The organism is Pseudomonas sp. 273, from assembly GCF_029201425.1.
In the GTDB taxonomy this organism is placed as follows: Bacteria; Pseudomonadota; Gammaproteobacteria; order Pseudomonadales; family Pseudomonadaceae; genus Pseudomonas; species Pseudomonas delhiensis.
Genome location: NZ_CP116775.1, coordinates 4,270,501 through 4,286,450, shown reverse-complemented (window position 1 = coordinate 4,286,450; position 15,950 = coordinate 4,270,501). Strand labels below are relative to the sequence as shown.

The 15,950-nt window shown below is 68.1% G+C and carries 13 protein-coding genes; 6 read left to right on the top strand and 7 right to left on the bottom strand.

What is annotated here, in order from left to right; genetic code table 11:
* Window positions 1-6: 6 nt before the first annotated feature.
* Window positions 7-831: an HDOD domain-containing protein gene (locus tag PKO50_RS19500; RefSeq protein ID WP_275626965.1), complete on the bottom strand. Its 825-nt coding sequence runs from the start codon at window positions 829-831 to the stop codon at window positions 7-9.
* Window positions 832-946: 115 nt separating this feature from the next.
* Here PKO50_RS19500 and ung point away from each other — a divergent pair, with 115 nt between their 5' ends.
* On the top strand, window positions 947-1,642 hold the full coding sequence (ung, locus tag PKO50_RS19495; RefSeq protein ID WP_109935254.1) for a uracil-DNA glycosylase: 696 nt from the start codon (window positions 947-949) through the stop codon (window positions 1,640-1,642).
* Window positions 1,643-1,907: 265 nt separating this feature from the next.
* Here ung and PKO50_RS19490 read toward each other — a convergent pair whose 3' ends face one another.
* Window positions 1,908-2,822, bottom strand: a complete 915-nt coding sequence (locus tag PKO50_RS19490) for a LysR substrate-binding domain-containing protein (RefSeq protein WP_109935253.1) — start codon at window positions 2,820-2,822, stop codon at window positions 1,908-1,910.
* A gap of 135 nt (window positions 2,823-2,957) precedes the next feature.
* Between PKO50_RS19490 and PKO50_RS19485 the strand changes: the two genes are divergently transcribed.
* From PKO50_RS19485 to PKO50_RS19465, 5 genes are all read left to right on the top strand, one after another.
* The gene (locus PKO50_RS19485) at window positions 2,958-4,043 is read left to right on the top strand and encodes a tartrate dehydrogenase (protein WP_275626964.1); all 1,086 of its coding nucleotides are present in this window, start codon (window positions 2,958-2,960) and stop codon (window positions 4,041-4,043) included.
* Window positions 4,044-4,290: 247 nt separating this feature from the next.
* Window positions 4,291-5,895, top strand: coding sequence for a BCCT family transporter (locus tag PKO50_RS19480; RefSeq protein ID WP_109935252.1), 1,605 nt, complete (start codon window positions 4,291-4,293; stop codon window positions 5,893-5,895).
* A 137-nt stretch (window positions 5,896-6,032) separates the two neighbouring features.
* Window positions 6,033-7,154 carry a ring-hydroxylating oxygenase subunit alpha gene (locus PKO50_RS19475; RefSeq protein ID WP_275626963.1) on the top strand — a complete coding sequence of 374 codons (1,122 nt, stop codon included), beginning with the start codon at window positions 6,033-6,035 and terminating at the stop codon, window positions 7,152-7,154.
* A 52-nt stretch (window positions 7,155-7,206) separates the two neighbouring features.
* The gene (locus PKO50_RS19470; RefSeq protein ID WP_275626962.1) at window positions 7,207-8,655 is read left to right on the top strand and encodes an NAD-dependent succinate-semialdehyde dehydrogenase; all 1,449 of its coding nucleotides are present in this window, start codon (window positions 7,207-7,209) and stop codon (window positions 8,653-8,655) included.
* Between the two features lie 62 nt (window positions 8,656-8,717).
* Entirely contained in the window at window positions 8,718-9,683 is a 966-nt protein-coding gene (locus tag PKO50_RS19465) for a PDR/VanB family oxidoreductase (RefSeq protein ID WP_275630503.1), read from the top strand.
* 500 nt (window positions 9,684-10,183) lie between these two features.
* Here the strand turns inward: PKO50_RS19465 and PKO50_RS19460 are convergent, their stop codons facing one another.
* The 5 genes from PKO50_RS19460 to ydcS all read right to left on the bottom strand — a co-directional run bounded on the left by PKO50_RS19460 (window position 10,184) and on the right by ydcS (window position 15,906).
* The gene (locus PKO50_RS19460; RefSeq protein WP_109935249.1) at window positions 10,184-11,608 is read right to left on the bottom strand and encodes a gamma-aminobutyraldehyde dehydrogenase; all 1,425 of its coding nucleotides are present in this window, start codon (window positions 11,606-11,608) and stop codon (window positions 10,184-10,186) included.
* Window positions 11,609-11,658: 50 nt separating this feature from the next.
* Entirely contained in the window at window positions 11,659-12,465 is an 807-nt protein-coding gene (locus tag PKO50_RS19455) for an ABC transporter permease (RefSeq protein WP_275626961.1), read from the bottom strand.
* Entirely contained in the window at window positions 12,455-13,360 is a 906-nt protein-coding gene (locus PKO50_RS19450) for an ABC transporter permease (RefSeq protein ID WP_089391914.1), read from the bottom strand. The genes PKO50_RS19455 and PKO50_RS19450 overlap by 11 nt, the downstream gene beginning before the upstream one ends.
* Window positions 13,357-14,376 (bottom strand): ABC transporter ATP-binding protein, encoded by a 1,020-nt coding sequence (locus tag PKO50_RS19445; RefSeq protein ID WP_275626960.1) that lies wholly within the window; start codon window positions 14,374-14,376, stop codon window positions 13,357-13,359. Before PKO50_RS19445 ends, PKO50_RS19450 begins: the two co-directional genes overlap by 4 nt.
* A 414-nt stretch (window positions 14,377-14,790) precedes the next feature.
* Window positions 14,791-15,906, bottom strand: a complete 1,116-nt coding sequence (gene ydcS, locus PKO50_RS19440) for a putative ABC transporter substrate-binding protein YdcS (RefSeq protein ID WP_275630502.1) — start codon at window positions 15,904-15,906, stop codon at window positions 14,791-14,793.
* Window positions 15,907-15,950 lie beyond the last annotated feature (44 nt).

The window sequence follows — 15,950 nt, the reverse complement described above, 5'->3', positions numbered from 1 at the left end:
GGCGGCTCAGCGGCCGGCCAGCAGGCGCTGCCAGAGCTTCACTTCTTCTGCCAATTGCTTGCGCAGCTGGGGGATCGGCTGCTGCAGCGCCGGGCAGGCCTGCGCCAGGCGGCGGAACGCCGGCAGCTCGGCCAGGGCGTCGCCGGCCAGGGCCGGGTCGCGCAGCTGCTCGGCCACCTGCACCAGGTCGGCGAGGTCGGCCGGGCCGTTGTGCTCGCGGGTCCAGCGGGTGCGCTGGCGGGCGCACTCGATGGTCAGGGTGGGCAGCTTCCAGACGGTCATGATGACCACGCCGATGTCGCCGGACAGCTGCTCGCACAGGCGCTGCAGCGACTCGGCGTCACGCGGGTAGTCCGGCCAGCGCTCCAGCTCGGCCAGCAGCGGCAGGCTGCCGACGTCCTGCAGCAGGCCGGCGAGGATGGCGTCGTCGGCCTCGGCCACCCGGCCGTGCTGGGCCAGCAGGGCGCTGTAGGCGGCGCGCTCGCGGGCGGCGTTCCAGCGCGCGCGGAACATCTGCTGGAGGATGCGCTCCTTGCCGATGTAGAGGTTGCGCAGGGAGAAGCCCAGCACCAGGTTGCCCAGGCGCCGGGTGCCCAGGCGCGCCAAAACGTCGCGCAGCGAGGCGCAGGGGCGCGCGCCGCGCAGCAGCGGGCTCTCGGCGAACTGCATGAGGTAGGCGGCCAGCGGCGGGTCGGCGTTGATCACCCGCGCCAGCTGCTCCAGCGAAGTGCGTGCATCGCCCAGCAGGCGGCGCACGCGCAGGTGCGCCTCGGGCATCTGCGGCACCTTGGCCTCGCCCTTGAGGAAACGGTTGTACAGCGCGAAGCGCACGGCGTCGGCAGGGGGATGGCAGGGGAGCTTTCCGAGGGATCCATGGACTATGCCGCATTGACAAGGGGCGGGAGCTTTTCTTAGGGTGCGGCGGCCATGTTCCATCAGGTGTCCCATGACCGAGAGCGACGATCGTATCAAACTGGAAGAGAGCTGGAAGAGTGCTCTGCGCGAGGAGTTCGACAAGCCGTACATGCGCGAGCTGGGCGAATTCCTGCGCAGGGAGAAGGCCGCCGGCAAGGTGATCTACCCGCCGGGCCCGCTGATCTTCAACGCGCTCAACTCCACCCCCCTGGACAAGGTCAAGGTGGTGATCATCGGCCAGGACCCCTATCACGGTCCCGGCCAGGCCCACGGCCTGTGCTTCTCGGTGCAGCCGGGGGTGCCGGCGCCGCCGTCGCTGCAGAACATCTACAAGGAACTGCAGCGCGACCTGAACATCCCCATTCCCAACCACGGCTACCTGCAGCACTGGGCGGAGCAGGGCGTGCTGCTGCTCAACACCTCGCTGACGGTGGAGCACTCCCGCGCCGGCTCCCATGCCCAGGCCGGCTGGCAGCATTTCACCGACAGGGTGATCGAGGTGGTCAACGAGCGCTGCGACGGCGTGGTCTTCCTGCTCTGGGGCTCCCACGCGCAGAGCAAGCAGAAGCTGATCGACCCGCGCAAGCACCTGATCCTCAAGTCCGCCCACCCGTCGCCGCTGTCGGCCTACCGCGGCTTCCTCGGCAACGGGCATTTCAGCCGGACCAACAAGTTCCTCGAGCAGAACGGCAAGACGCCGATCGACTGGGCGTTGCCGGAGGTTTGAGGGGGCTGCCGGGGAACACCGGTGTCCGATGGCGGATAACGCCGTAGGCGTTATGCGCCCTACGAGCGTGCCACCGGATGGTTCCGCGTGGAGGGGCAATGTAGGGCGAATAACCGTTCGCGGTTATCCGCCGTTGGCCGTGCCATCGGGGTGTCCGGCGTGGCCGGAGAATCCAATCGCGGACGGAGTCCGCTCCTACAATTCCAGGGAAGCACGGTCGTAGGAGCGGACTCTGTCCGCGATCGGCTTGAAACCCGCGCTGCGCTCAGCCCTCCGGCAGCGTGTAGCGCTCGGCGAAGTACTGGCGGAAGAACTCCACCGCCACCCGCACCTTGGCCGAGCTGGCCAGGGGCGAGGCGTGCACCGCCCAGATGTCCGCCGCCTGCTGGTATTCGGGCAGCACCTGCACCAGGCGCCCGTCGGCCAGGCTGTCGTGCACGTCCCACCAGGAGCGCAGCAGCACGCCGCGGCCGTCCAGGCACCACTGGTGCACCACCTCGCCGTGGTTGGACGACAGCGGCCCGGTGACCTTCACGCTTTCCTCGCCGTTCGGGCCTTCCAGGTGCCAGATGCCGAAGGGGTGGTCGCGCTCCTTGATCACCAGGCAGTCGTGGCTGGTCAGCTCGGCCAGGCTGCGCGGCGTGCCGCGTCTTTCCAGGTATTCCGGGGCCGCGCAGAGCACCCGGCGGTTGCGCGCCAGGGGCTTGGCGATGAGGTTGGCGGCGATCTCGTTGCCCACGCGGATGTCCAGGTCCACGCCCTCGGCCAGCAGGTCCACCAGGCGGTCGTGGACGTCCAGGCGGATGTCCAGTTGCGGGTAGCGCGCCGCCAGTTCCGACAGCGCCGGGGCGACGAAGCGCCGGCCCAGGCCCAGGCTGCTGGCGATGCGCAGCTGGCCGCTGGGTTCGCGGTGCAGCGCCGAGACCTCGTCGCCCATGCGCTGCACCGAGTCGAGGATGCGCAGCGCCCAGTGGTAGACGCGTTCGCCGTCCTCGCTCACCGACACCCGCCGGGTGGTACGGTGCAGCAGGCGTACGCCGAGGTTCTGCTCCAGCAGGCGGATACGCTTGCTGATGAAGGCGGTGGACATGCCCAGCTCGCCGGCGGCGGCGGCGAAGCTCGCGCGCCTGGCGACCTGGACGAAGACGGCGAGGTCTTCCAGGTTCGGCAGATTGTTCACGATTCGTGTCTTAAGAATCCATGGATGGCGGGATTATGTTTTCTATTGGCGCTTATAGCATGGGCAGCACGCTTTCCCTACACCCAACAAGCCCTGATACCAACCAGCCCTGATACCAACAAGAGTGTGCCCAGCATGAGCAAGACCTATCGCATCGCCGCCATCGCCGGCGACGGCATCGGCAACGAAGTCCTCCCCGAAGGCCTGCGCGTCGTCCAGGCGGCCGCGGCCAGGCACGGCCTGGCGCTGGAGTTCGAGCACTTCGAGTGGGCCAGCTGCGACTACTACCTGCAGCACGGCAAGATGATGCCCGACGACTGGTTCGAGCAGCTCAAGGGCTTCGACGCCCTGTACTTCGGCGCCGTCGGCTGGCCGGACAAGGTGCCGGACCACATCTCCCTGTGGGGCTCGCTGCTGAAGTTCCGCCGCGAGTTCGACCAGTACGTGAACATCCGCCCGGTGCGCCTGTTCCCCGGCGTGCCGTGCCCGCTGGCCAACAAGCAGCCCGGCGACATCGACTTCGTGGTGATCCGCGAGAACACCGAGGGCGAGTATTCCTCCCTGGGCGGGCGCATGTTCGAGGGCACCGAGAACGAGTTCGTGCTGCAGGAGTCGGTGTTCACCCGCCGCGGCGTCGACCGCATCCTCAAGTACGCCTTCGACCTGGCCCAGACCCGCGAGCGCAAGCGCCTGACCTCGGCCACCAAGTCCAACGGCATGGCCGTGAGCATGCCCTACTGGGACGAGCGCACCGCGGCCATGGCTGCCGGGTACCCGGACATCACCTGGGACAAGCAGCACATCGACATCCTCTGCGCGCGCTTCGTGCTGCAGCCGGAGCGCTTCGACGTGGTGGTGGCCTCCAACCTGTTCGGCGACATCCTCTCCGACCTCGGCCCGGCCTGCGCCGGCACCATCGGCATCGCGCCCTCGGCCAACCTCAACCCCGAGCGCCGCTTCCCCTCGCTGTTCGAGCCGGTGCACGGCTCGGCGCCGGACATCTACGGCCAGAACATCGCCAACCCCATCGCCATGATCTGGTCCGGCGCGCTGATGCTGGACTTCCTCGGCCAGGGCGACGCGCGCTACCGCGCCGCCCACGACGACATCCTCGCGGCCATCGAGCAGGTCATCGCCGCGGGCGAGGTGACCCGCGACATGGGCGGCCAGCGCTCCACCCAGCAAGTGGGCGAGGCCATCGCCGCGCGCGTCGCCGGCTGAGTGCGCCCTGGCGGCCCGCCGCGCGACGGACGCGGGCCGCCGATCATCCGGAAAGCCGCGTGAGACCTGCGCCTCAGGCTTGCAGGCAAGAGGAGTTACAGGCAAACTGTTAACCATTGGATTTTAGTTAACTTAAGGTTAACAGAAAGGAGAACAAGCCCAGCCGAACGAAATAACCCTTCCCTCCCACAGACGGGATTTGCCTACCCGCGGGCGGGGAGACTTCCATTGCTCCAGGAGTCGATTGATGTCGCACAAGAACAAAAAGATTGATGTGTTCCTGATAACCGTAAGCCTTGTCGCCGTGCTGCTCACCGTGGTCGGCCTGGCCGCCTTCCCGGAACAGTCCGGGCAGCTGGCCAACACCCTGTTCGAACTCTCCACCCGTACCTTCGGCACCAGCGTGCAGCTGCTGGTGTTCGGCAGTTCCCTGGTGGTGCTGTACCTGGCCTTCAGCAAGTACGGCAACATCCGCCTGGGGAGCGGCAAGCCGGAATACTCCACCGCCACCTGGGTGTTCATGTTCATCTGCGCCGGCATGGGTTCCTCGACCCTGTACTGGGGCGTGATGGAGTGGGCCTACTACTACCAGACCCCCGGCCTGAACATGGTCCCCGAGTCGGCCCAGGCGCTGGAATACAGCGTCAGCTACTCGTTCTTCCACTGGGGCATCAGCGCCTGGTCGATCTACGCGCTGGCCTCGCTGGCCATGGCCTACCACTTCCACGTGCGCAAGAAGAGCGGCCTGAACCTGGCCTCCATCGTCGAGGCCGTCACCGGCTTCAAGGCCACGGGGCCCGTGGGGCGCGCGGTGGACCTGATCTTCCTGCTGACCATGATGGGCGCGCTCACCGTGTCCCTGGCGCTGACCGCCTCGACGCTTACCCGCGGCCTCTCCGGCCTGGTCGGCACGCCCGACACCTTCATGGTGCAGCTGATGGTGATCGGCGTGATCGCCGTGCTCTTCTCGCTCAGCTCCTACATCGGCATCGACGGCGGCCTGCAGCACCTGAGCAAGATGGTCTGCTACGGCGCCCTGGTGTTCGCCGCGGTGGTGCTGCTGGTCGGCCCGACGCAGTTCACCATCAACAACACGGCCAATTCCATCGGCCTGATGATCCAGAACTACGTGCACATGAGCCTGTTCACCGACCCGGCGGGGGATGGCGCCTTCACCCGCAACTGGACGGTGTTCTACTGGCTCTGGTGGGTGTCCTACGCGCCCGGCGTGGCCATGTTCGTGACCCGCGTGTCGCGCGGCCGGCAGATCAAGGAAGTGGTGTTCGCCCTGCTGATGGGCGGCAGCTTCGGTTGCTGGTTCTTCTTCGGCGCGCTGGAAAGCTACAGCATGCACCAGTTCATCAGCGGCGCCATCGACGTGCCGAAGATCCTCAGCGAGCACGGCGGCGAGAGCGCGGTGGAAGCGCTGCTGGCGGCCCTGCCGATGGGCAAGGCGTTCCTCGCCGTGTACCTGTTCATCATGGCGGTGTTCTGCGCCTCGCACATGGACGCCGCGGCCTACGCGGTGGCCGCCACCAGCACCCGCAACCTGCAGGAAGGCGACGACCCGACGCCGACCCACCGGCTGTTCTGGTGCGTGACCCTGACCCTGGTGCCGCTGGCCATGCTCTTCGCCAAGGCCTCGCTGTCGACCATGAAGACGGCCGTGGTGCTCACCGCGATCCCGTTCATGGCGATCCTGCTGGTGAAGATCTACGGCTTCCTCAAGTGGATGGTGCAGGACTACGGCCAGATGCCGGCGCACCTGATCGAGGAAGAGGCCACCCGCCTGGCCGGCGAGGAACCCCACGCCGAGCCGCAACCGGTGGCCGCCGCGGCGCCCGCGCAGTAAGCGATACGGCCCGCCTCCCGAGCGGAGGCGGGCACCTTGCGGCAAATTTTTTTGCCCGGCTTGTTAACCAGTAGATATCCGTTAACCAATAAGTAAAAAGCACGGCTACGCCCGTGCCCGACACCGGAGACCAACCGATGAACGACTTCCAACGCCTGCCAGCCGACTTCTGCACCAACCACGAAGAAGCCTTTACCATCCCCGCGCACTTCTACACCAGCAAGGCGGTGTACGAGCACGAGAAGGAAGCCATCTTCGCCCGCAGCTGGATCTGCGTGGGGCACCGCAGCGAAGTGGCGGAGAACAACGCGTACATCACCCGCGAGGTGATCGGCGAAAGCATCATCGTCGTGCGTGGCCGCGACGGCGTGCTGCGGGCCTTCTACAACGTCTGTCCGCACCGCGGCCACCAGCTGCTGGAAGGCAGCGGCAAGGCCAAGAACGTCATCGCCTGCCCGTACCACGCCTGGACCTTCAAGCTCGACGGCGAGCTGACCCACGTGCGCAACTGCGACGCCGTGCAGGGTTTCGACAAGGGCGACTACGGCCTGGTGCCGCTGCGTGTCGAGGAATACGCCGGCTTCATCTTCATCAACATGGACAACGATGCCGGCAGCGTCGAGGACCAACTGCCGGGCCTCCAGGCGCGCATGCGCCAGGCCTGCGCGGTGATCGACGACCTGCAGCTGGCGGCGCGCTTCGTCACCACCACCCCGGCCAACTGGAAGTCCATCGTCGACAACTACATGGAGTGCTACCACTGCGGCCCGGCGCACCCCAGCTTCGCCGACTCGGTGGACGTCGGCCAGTACGGCCATACCCTGCACGGCAACTGGTCGCTGCAGTACGGCATCGCCAAGTCCTCGGAGCAGTCGTTCAAGGTCGACGAGTCGGTCACCGACCCGTCCTTCGCCGGCTTCTGGGCCTGGCCCTGCACCATGTTCAACGTGCCGCCGGGCGCCAACTTCATGACCGTGATCTACGAGTTCCCGGTGGACGCCGAGACCACCCTGCAGCACTACGACATCTACTTCCTCAACAAGGAACTGACCGAGGAGCAGAAGGTGCTGGTGGAGTGGTACCGCGACGTGTTCCGCCCCGAGGACCTGCGCCTGGTGGAAAGCGTGCAGAAGGGCCTGAAGTCCCGCGGCTACCGCGGCCAGGGCCGGATCATGGTGGACAAGCAGCGCAGCGGCATCAGCGAGCACGGCATCGCCCACTTCCACAACCTGATCGCCGTCGCCCACCTGGACGCCTGAGGCTGACCGCCGCCGGCCCGCGCGGCCGGCGGCGGCGCCTGGAGAGACTTGCGTGAAACTCAACGATTCGAAACTGTTCCGCCAGCAGGCCTACATCGCCGGCGCCTGGTGCGACGCCGACGACGGCCGCACCGTCGCGGTGACCGACCCGGCCACCGGCGAGCTGCTGGGCCAGGTGCCGCTGATGGGCGGCGCCGAGGCCGTCCGCGCCATCGAGGCCGCCGACGCCGCCCTGGAAGGCTGGCGCGCGAAGACCGCCAAGGAGCGCGCCCAGGTGCTGCGCCGCTGGTTCGAGCTGCTGCTGGAAAACGAGGACGACCTGGCCCGGCTGATGACCTTCGAGCAGGGCAAGCCGCTGCACGAGGCCCTGGGCGAGATCCGCTACGCCGCCTCCTTCGTCGAGTGGTTCGCCGAGGAAGGCAAGCGCATCTACGGCGACGTCATCCCCAGCCCGAGCAACGACAAGCGCCTGCTGGTGATCAAGCAGGGCATCGGCGTGTGCGCGGCCATCACCCCGTGGAACTTCCCGGCGGCGATGATCACCCGCAAGGTCGCCCCGGCCCTGGCTGCCGGCTGCAGCGTGGTGCTCAAGCCGGCCAACGAGACGCCGTTCAGCGCCTTGGCGCTGGTCGAGCTGGCCGAGCGCGCCGGGCTGCCGGCGGGGCTGCTGAGCATCGTCACCGGCGACGCCGTGGCCATAGGCGCGCAGCTCACCGGCCACCCGCTGGTGCGCAAACTGACCTTCACCGGCTCGACCCCGGTGGGCCGCCTGCTGATGGGGCAGTGCGCCGAGACCATCAAGAAGGTCTCCCTGGAACTGGGCGGCAATGCCCCCTTCATCGTCTTCGACGACGCCGACATCGAGGCGGCGGTGGAAGGCGCGCTGGTCGCCAAGTACCGCAACGCCGGGCAGACCTGCGTGTGCGTCAACCGCTTCTACGTGCACGACGCGGTGTACGAGCGCTTCGCCGCCCGCTTCGTCGAGCGCGTGCGCGAGCTGAAGGTCGGCCACGGCGGCGCCGAGGGCACCCAGGTCGGCCCGCTGATCAGCGACAAGGCGGTGGCCAAGGTGCGCAGCCTGATCGACGACGCCGTCGGCAAGGGCGCCGAGCTGGTGCTGGGCGGCCGCAGCCACGAACTGGGCGGCGGCTTCTTCGAGCCCACGGTGCTGGCCGGCATCCGCCCGGGCATGGCGCTGCTGGAAGAGGAAATCTTCGGCCCGGTGGCGGCGCTGGTGCGCTTCTCCACCGACGCCGAGGTGATCGAGCTGGCCAACGCCACCCAGTACGGCCTGGCCGCCTACTTCTACAGCCGCGACCTCGGCCGCGTGTTCAAGGTCGCCGAGCGCCTGGAGTACGGCATGGTGGGCATCAACACCGGGCTGATCTCCAACGAGGTGGCGCCGTTTGGCGGGGTGAAGCAGTCCGGCCTGGGCCGCGAAGGCTCGAAGTACGGCATCGAGGACTATCTGGAAATCAAGTACCTGTGCCTCGCCGTCTGAGCGGGCAACGGGTTCCGGCGCGCGGCAGGGCCTGCCGCGCGCCGATGCAGTCGAGGTGAATGATGGCCAACAAATACGAGATGTTCAGCGTCCGCGTCAGCGCGGTGGAACAGGCGACCCCGCTGATCAGGCGCTTCACCCTGGTGCGCGAGGACGGCCAGCCGATGCCGGCCTTCAGCGGCGGCAGCCACGTGATCGTGCAGGACGCCGAAGGTGGTACCTTCAGCAACGCCTACTCGCTGATGAGCGACCCGCGCGACCTCAGCCACTACCAGATTGGCGTGCGCCTGGAAGAGCAGTCCAGGGGCGGCTCGGCCTTCATGCACCAGCAGGTGGAGGTCGGCACCCGGCTGACCATCTCCACCCCGAACAACCTGTTCGCCCTGGACCCCGGCGCCGGCCGCCACGTGCTGATCGCCGGCGGCATCGGCATCACCCCGTTCCTGGCCCAGCTGCACGACCTGGAAGGCGGCGCTACGCCCTACGAGCTGCACTACGCGTTCCGCAGCCCGGAGCATGGCGCCTTCCAGGCCGAGCTGGAGCAGGGCCCGCACGCCGAACACGTGCGCTTCTACATCGACAGCCTGGCGCGCAAGCTCGACCTGGCGGCGCTGTTCGCCGGCCTGGCCGAGGATGCACATGTATACGTGTGCGGGCCCAAGCCGCTGATCGACGCGGTGATCGCAGGCGCGAAAGCGGCCGGCATCGGCGATGAGCGCGTGCACTGGGAACAGTTCGCCGCCGCCCCGGCCGAAGGCGCCGCCTTCACCGTGGTGCTGGCCCGCTCCGGCCGCGAACTGCGGGTGGAGGAGGGCATGACCATCCTCCAGGCCATCGAGAACGTGAAGGCGGCCAAGGTCGAGTGCCTGTGCCGCGAGGGCGTCTGCGGCACCTGCGAGACGGCCATCCTCGAAGGCGAGGCGGAGCATTTCGACCAGTACCTGAGCGACGACGAAAAGGCTTCGCAGCAGAGCCTGATGCTCTGCGTCTCCCGCTCGCGCACGCCGCGGCTGGTGATCGATCTCTGACACCGAGAAACGCGCGCCTTGCGCGCGAATCGCGGGCAGGGCCCGCTCCTACGGATTGGCCTTGCATCGTGACCCTGTAGGAGCGGACCTTGTCCGCGAATAATGTTCACCGGCGGCACCGTGCTTCGGATTGACGCCGTCCCCTCTCCCCAACCCTCTCCCGCAAGCGGGAGAGGGGGCTGTCCGGCATGAATGCGAAGTTCAGCTTCAACCTGTAGGAGCGCGCCCTGCGCGCGAATCGCGGGCAAGGCCCGCTCCTACAGGTGGGCATGGCGTAGGAGCGGACTCCGTCCGCGAAGGGCGTTCACCGGCGGCACCGTGCCGCGGATTGACGCCGTCCCCTCTCCCCAACCCTCTCCCGCAAGCGGGAGAGGGGGCTGTCCGGCATGAATGCGTAGTTCAGCTTCAACCTGTAGGAGCGCGCCCTGCGCGCGAATCGCGGGCAGGGCCCGCTCCTACAGGTGGGGCATGGCGTAGGACCCCGTCCGCGATAGCCGGCCTCAATGCCGGATCATGATGTGCCGCGCCACCGTGTAGTCCTCCAGCCCGTACATCGACAGGTCCTTGCCGTAGCCGGACTGCTTGAAGCCGCCGTGGGGCATCTCGCTGCACAGCATGAAGTGGGTGTTGACCCAGGTACAGCCGTACTGCAGCCGCGCCGCCACCCGCGAGGCGCGGCCGACGTCGCGGGTCCACACCGAGCTGGCCAGGCCGTACTCGGAGTCGTTGGCCCAGCGGATGGCCTGCTCGACGTCGCTGAACGGGGTCACCGAGACCACCGGGCCGAACACTTCGTTGCGCACGATCTCGTCGTCCTGCTGGGCGTTGGCCACCACCGTCGGCTGGTAGAAGAAGCCCTGGCCGGCCACCGCGCTGCCGCCGGTGGCGATGCGGATGTGCGGGCTGGCCTTGGCCCGTTCGACGAAGCCGGACACGCGCTCGCGCTGGCTGGCGGTGATCAGCGGGCCCAGCTCGGTGGCCGGGTCGTCCTGCAGGCCGGTCTTGAGGCTGGACACGGCGCTGGCCAGGTCGGCGACGAAGTTGTCGTAGATCTTCTTGCCGGCGTAGATGCGGCAGGCCGCGGTGCAGTCCTGCCCGGCGTTGTAGAAGCCGAAGGTGCGGATGCCCTCGACCACGTCGGCCAGGTCCGCGTCGTCGAAGACGATCACCGGGGCCTTGCCGCCCAGCTCCATGTGCAGGCGCTTCACGCTGTCGGCGGCGCTGCGGATGATGCTCTTGCCGGTGCCCACCGAGCCGGTCAGCGAGACCATGCGCACCAGCGCGTGGCTGACCAGCGGGCTGCCCACCGTGGGGCCGCGGCCGAACACCAGGTTGACCACCCCGGCGGGGAACAGCTCGGCGATGAACTCGGCCAGGCGCAGGGCGGTCAGCGGCGTCTGCTCCGAGGGCTTGAGCACCACGCAGTTGCCGGCGGCCAGGGCCGGGCCGAGCTTCCAGGCGGCCATCATCAGCGGGTAGTTCCAGGGCGCGATGGAGGCGATCACCCCCACCGGGTCGCGGCGGATCATCGAGGTGAAGCCGGGCAGGTACTCGCCGGCCGCCGAGCCGGGCAGGCAGCGGCAGGCGCCGGCGAAGAAGCGGAACACGTCGGCGATGGCCGGGATCTCGTCGTTCAGCGCGGCGGCGTAGGGCTTGCCGCAGTTCTGCGATTCCAGGCGCGCCAGTTCCTCGGCGTGTTCCTCGATCCGGTCGGCCAGGCGCAGCAACAGCAGCGCGCGGTCCTTCGGGGTGCTCTGCGACCAGCCGTCGAAGGCCGCGTCGGCGGCGCGCACGGCGGCGTCCACCTGGGCCTCGCTGGCCTCGGCTATCCGGCCCAGCACCTCGCCGGTGGAGGGGTTGAGGATGTCCAGCTTCTCGCCTTCGCCGGCGACGAACTGGCCATTGATCAGCAGTTTGCTTTGCATGGCGGGCTCCTCTGGTTCGGTGGCTGCTCCCCCGCCGGGCGGGGGCCTGTTCACTTGCCGCCGCCGGCCACGTCGCTGGTGCCGCGGGTCAGGTAGTAGGCACCGAGGATCGGCAGCATGGTCGCCAGCATCACCAGCATGGCCACCACGTTGGTGATGGGCACGTCGCGCGGGCGGGTGAGCTGGTTCAGCAGCCACAGCGGCAGGGTGCGCTCGTGGCCGGCGGTGAAGGTGGTGACGATGATCTCGTCGAAGGACAGCGCGAAGGCCAGCATGCCGCCGGCCAGCAGGGCGGTGGCGATGTTCGGCAGCACCACGTAGCGGAAGGTCTGCCAGCCGTCGGCGCCCAGGTCCATGGAGGCCTCGATCAGGCTGAACGAGGTGCGGCGGAAGCGCGCTATCACGTTGTTGTAGACGATCACCACGCAGAAGGTGGCGTGGCCGATGACGATGGTCAGGAAGCCCGGTTCTATCCCCAGCGTCTTGAACGCCGACAGCAGGGCGATACCGGTGATTATGCCGGGCAGGGCGATGGGCAGGATCAGCATCAGCGAGATGCCTTCCTTGCCGAAGAAGTCGCGGCGGTACAGCGCGCCGGCGGCGAGCGTGCCGAGGACCATGGCCACCAGGGTGGCGACGCAGGCGATCTTCACCGACAGCCAGATGGCCTCCAGCACGTCGCCGCGCTGGGCCACCTCGGCGAACCAGCGCAGGGTGAAGCCCTGCAGCGGGAAGCTGTAGGCCGACTCCTCGGTGTTGAAGGCGTACAGCAGGATCACCAGGATCGGGAAGTGCAGGAACACCAGCCCACCCCAGGCGGCCAGGCGCAGGGGCCAGGAAGCTCGTTCAGAGTGCATCGAAGGCCCCCAGCCGCTTGGCGATGGACAGGTAGATGGCGATGAGCACTATGGGCACCAGGGTGAACGCCGCGGCCAGCGGCATGTTGCCGATGGAGCCCTGCTGCACGTAGACCATGGTGCCGATGAACAGCCCGCTGGGGCCGACCAGCTGCGGGATGATGAAGTCGCCCAGGGTCAGGCTGAAGGTGAAGATCGAGCCGGCCACCACGCCGGGGAAGGCCAGCGGCAGTATCACCTGCGCGAAGGTCTGCCGCGGCCGCGCGCCCAGGTCGGCGCTGGCCTGCAGCAGCGACGGCGGCAGGCGCTCCAGGGCGGCCTGGATCGGCAGGATCATGAACGGCAGCCAGATGTAGGTGAACACCCAGAAGCGCCCCAGGTGCGAGGTGGACAGGGTGTTGCCGCCCACGCCGGGCACGTCCAGCAGCAGGTTGAGCGGCCCCAGCAGGTGCAGCTTCTCGATGATCCAGTAGAGGATGCCGCCCTTGGCCAGGATCACCGTCCAGGCGTAGGCCTTGACGATGTAGCTGGCCCACATCGGCAGCATCACCGCGATATAGAAGAAGGCCTTCTCCTTGGGCCCGGCGAAACGCGCCATGTAGTAGGCGATGGGGAAGGCCAGCACGGCGCTGGCCAGGGACACCGCCACGGCCATGCCCAGGGTGCGCAGCACGATGTCGTAGTTGGCCGGGTTGAACAGCGCCTTGTAGTTGGCCAGGGTCAGCTCCGGCGTCACCGCCATGGTGAAGTCGTCGAAGGTGTAGAAGCTCTGCCACAGCAGGGCGAACAGCGAGCCGACGTAGATCACCCCGAACCACAGCAGCGGCGGGATCAGCAGCATCAGCAGGTAGAGGTTGCCGCGCCGGTAGAGGAAGCTGGAGACCGCGCGCATCATGGCAGCGGCTCCTCGCGCAGTGGCACCAGCGCGCTGCGCGCCCAGCAGGCGCTGACCGCCTCGCCGGGCTGCGGGCGCAGCTCCTCGCGCTCGCCGTTGGGCAGCGCGGCCACCAGCCGGCCGCCGTCGTCCAGGGCGATCTCGTAGCGGCTGGCGGCGCCCAGGTACTGCACGTCCACCAGGGTGCCGGCGACCTGCAGCTCGCCCTCGCGCGCCTGGCCGAAGCGCACGTGCTCCGGCCGCAGCGACCAGGCCCCGGCCTCGCCGAGCAGGCGCCGGGCGAGGTCGCCGCGCAGCACGTTGGCGGTGCCGACGAACTCGGCGACGAAGGGCGTGGCCGGCTTCATGTACAGGTTGCGCGGGGTGTCCACCTGCTCGATGCGGCCCTTGTTGAACACAGCCACGCGGTCGGACATGGACAGCGCTTCGCCCTGGTCGTGGGTGACGAAGATGAAGGTGATGCCCAGCTGGCGCTGCAGCTTCTTCAGCTCCACCTGCATCTGCTCGCGCAGCTTCAGGTCCAGCGCGCCCAGGGGCTCGTCCAGCAGCAGCACGCGCGGGCGGTTCACCAGGGCCCGGGCCAGGGCCACGCGCTGGCGCTGGCCGCCGGACAGCTGCGCCGGCTTGCGGCTGCCGTAGTTGGCCAGGGCGACCATGTTCAAGGCCTCTTCGGCACGCTTCAGGCGCTCTGCCTTGGCCACGCCCTTGACCTTCAGCCCATAGGCGACGTTGTCCAGCACGTTCATGTGCGGGAACAGCGCGTAGTCCTGGAACACCGTGTTCACGTCGCGCTCGTAGGGCGGCAGCCCGGCGGCTTCCTGGCCATGGATGCGGATGGAGCCGGAGGAGGGCTGCTCGAACCCGGCGATCAGCCGCAGGCAGGTGGTCTTGCCGGAACCCGAGGGGCCGAGCATGGAGAAGAACTCGCCATCGCGGATCTCGATGGACACCCGGTCGACGGCTTTCACCTCGCCGTAGTGGCGGCTCACCTCGGTGAACTGGACGGCTGTGGTCATGGCGCTACCCGCGTGGCTGGTGTGCTCTAACAGGGTAGTGCATGGGGCAGCGCCGGGCTGGATCCAGATGTAGGGCGTACAACCGTTCGCGGTTGTACGCCGTTACACCCAGGGTCGAACCCGAGTGGGCCGGTAACCAAGGCTACGGTTGCCGGGGGCTTCTGTGCGAGGCGAGATCCCCTCTCCCTGAAGGGAGAGGGGACCGTTCGGAGTGCGCGGATGTTCTTGAGTTAGCCGGACACGCCGGTGGTTTCAGGTTGAAGCCATTCCTCCTCTCGGCACGGACAAGCCCCCTCTCCCTTCAGGGCGGGGCGCGCAGCCGAGGGCTGGGGAGAGGGTGCTCTTGATCCTGGCGCCGAAGCCACCGGCAGACCCCGTTCGCGAGCAAGCTCGCTCCTACGAAAAGCCGGAGCGCTACCTGCCGCCCATGATCGCGATGTAATCCTGCGTCCAGCGGCTATAGGGCACGTACTTCCCGCCCTCGGCCTGCGGCGTCTTCCAGAAGGCGATGCGCTCGAACTGGTCGTAGCCGTTGGTGGCGCAACCCTGGGCGCCGAGCAGCTGGCTTTCCTTGCAGCCGGCCGGCACCGCCGGCACCGAGCCGAACCAGGCGGCGACGTCGCCCTGCACCTTGGGTTCCAGCGACCAGTTCAGCCACTTGTAGGCGCAGTTCGGGTGCTTGGCGTCGACGTGCAGCATGGTGGTGTCGGCCCAGCCGGTGACGCCCTCGGCGGGGATGGTCGAGGCGATCGGCTGCTTCTCGCCCTGCAGGGCGTTGACCTGGTAGGGCCAGGAGCCGGAGGCGGCCACGCCCTCGTTCTTGAAGTCGCTCATCTGCACGGTCGCGTCGTGCCAGTAGCGGTGGATCAGCGCGTGCTGGGCGCGCAGCAGCTTGAGCACCGCGGCGTACTGGTCCTCGGTGAGCTGGTACGGGTCCTGGATGCCCAGGGAGGGTTCGGTGGCCTTGAGGTAGAGCGCGGCGTCGGCGATGTAGATGGGCCCGTCGTAGGCCTGCACGCGGCCCTTGTTGCTCTTGCCGTCGGGCAGCTGCTGTTCCTTGAACACCACGCTCCAGCTTTCCGGCGCCTTGGGGAAGACCTTGGTGCTGTACATCAGCACGTTGGGCCCCCACTGGTAGGGCGTGCCGTAGTGCTTGCCGGCGACGGTGTGCCAGGGCGCGTCCTGCAGGCGTGGGTCGACGTTCTTCCAGTTGGGGATCCGGCTGACGTCGATCGGCTGCACGCGCTTGCCGTAGACCAGGCGCAGCGAGGCGTCGCCGGAGGCGGTGACCAGGTCGTAGCCGCCCTTGGCCATCAGGCTGACCATCTCGTCGGAGGTGGCCGCGGTCTTCACGTTGACCTTGCAGCCGGTCTCCTTCTCGAAGGGCGTCACCCAGTCGTAGTTCTTGTCGCTCTCACCGCGCTCGATGTAGCCGGGCCAGGCGATGATGTCGAGGGCGCCCTCGGGCGCGCCGCTCTGGGCGGCCTGCGAGGCGGCGCTGGCCAGGGCGCAGACGCCGGCGAAGGCCAGGGGGCGAATTTCGGGGAAGGCATGGTCGGACTCCTGTAAGGGGG

Coding starts and splice junctions, on each gene's coding strand:
- ung (WP_109935254.1), top strand. CDS start 947: ATGACCGAGAGCGACGATCGTATCAAACTGGAAGAGAGCTGGAAGAGT.
- PKO50_RS19485 (WP_275626964.1), top strand. CDS start 2,958: ATGAGCAAGACCTATCGCATCGCCGCCATCGCCGGCGACGGCATCGGC.
- PKO50_RS19480 (WP_109935252.1), top strand. CDS start 4,291: ATGTCGCACAAGAACAAAAAGATTGATGTGTTCCTGATAACCGTAAGC.
- PKO50_RS19475 (WP_275626963.1), top strand. CDS start 6,033: ATGAACGACTTCCAACGCCTGCCAGCCGACTTCTGCACCAACCACGAA.
- PKO50_RS19465 (WP_275630503.1), top strand. CDS start 8,718: ATGGCCAACAAATACGAGATGTTCAGCGTCCGCGTCAGCGCGGTGGAA.
- PKO50_RS19460 (WP_109935249.1), bottom strand. CDS start 11,608: ATGCAAAGCAAACTGCTGATCAATGGCCAGTTCGTCGCCGGCGAAGGC.
- PKO50_RS19455 (WP_275626961.1), bottom strand. CDS start 12,465: ATGCACTCTGAACGAGCTTCCTGGCCCCTGCGCCTGGCCGCCTGGGGT.
- PKO50_RS19450 (WP_089391914.1), bottom strand. CDS start 13,360: ATGATGCGCGCGGTCTCCAGCTTCCTCTACCGGCGCGGCAACCTCTAC.
- PKO50_RS19445 (WP_275626960.1), bottom strand. CDS start 14,376: ATGACCACAGCCGTCCAGTTCACCGAGGTGAGCCGCCACTACGGCGAG.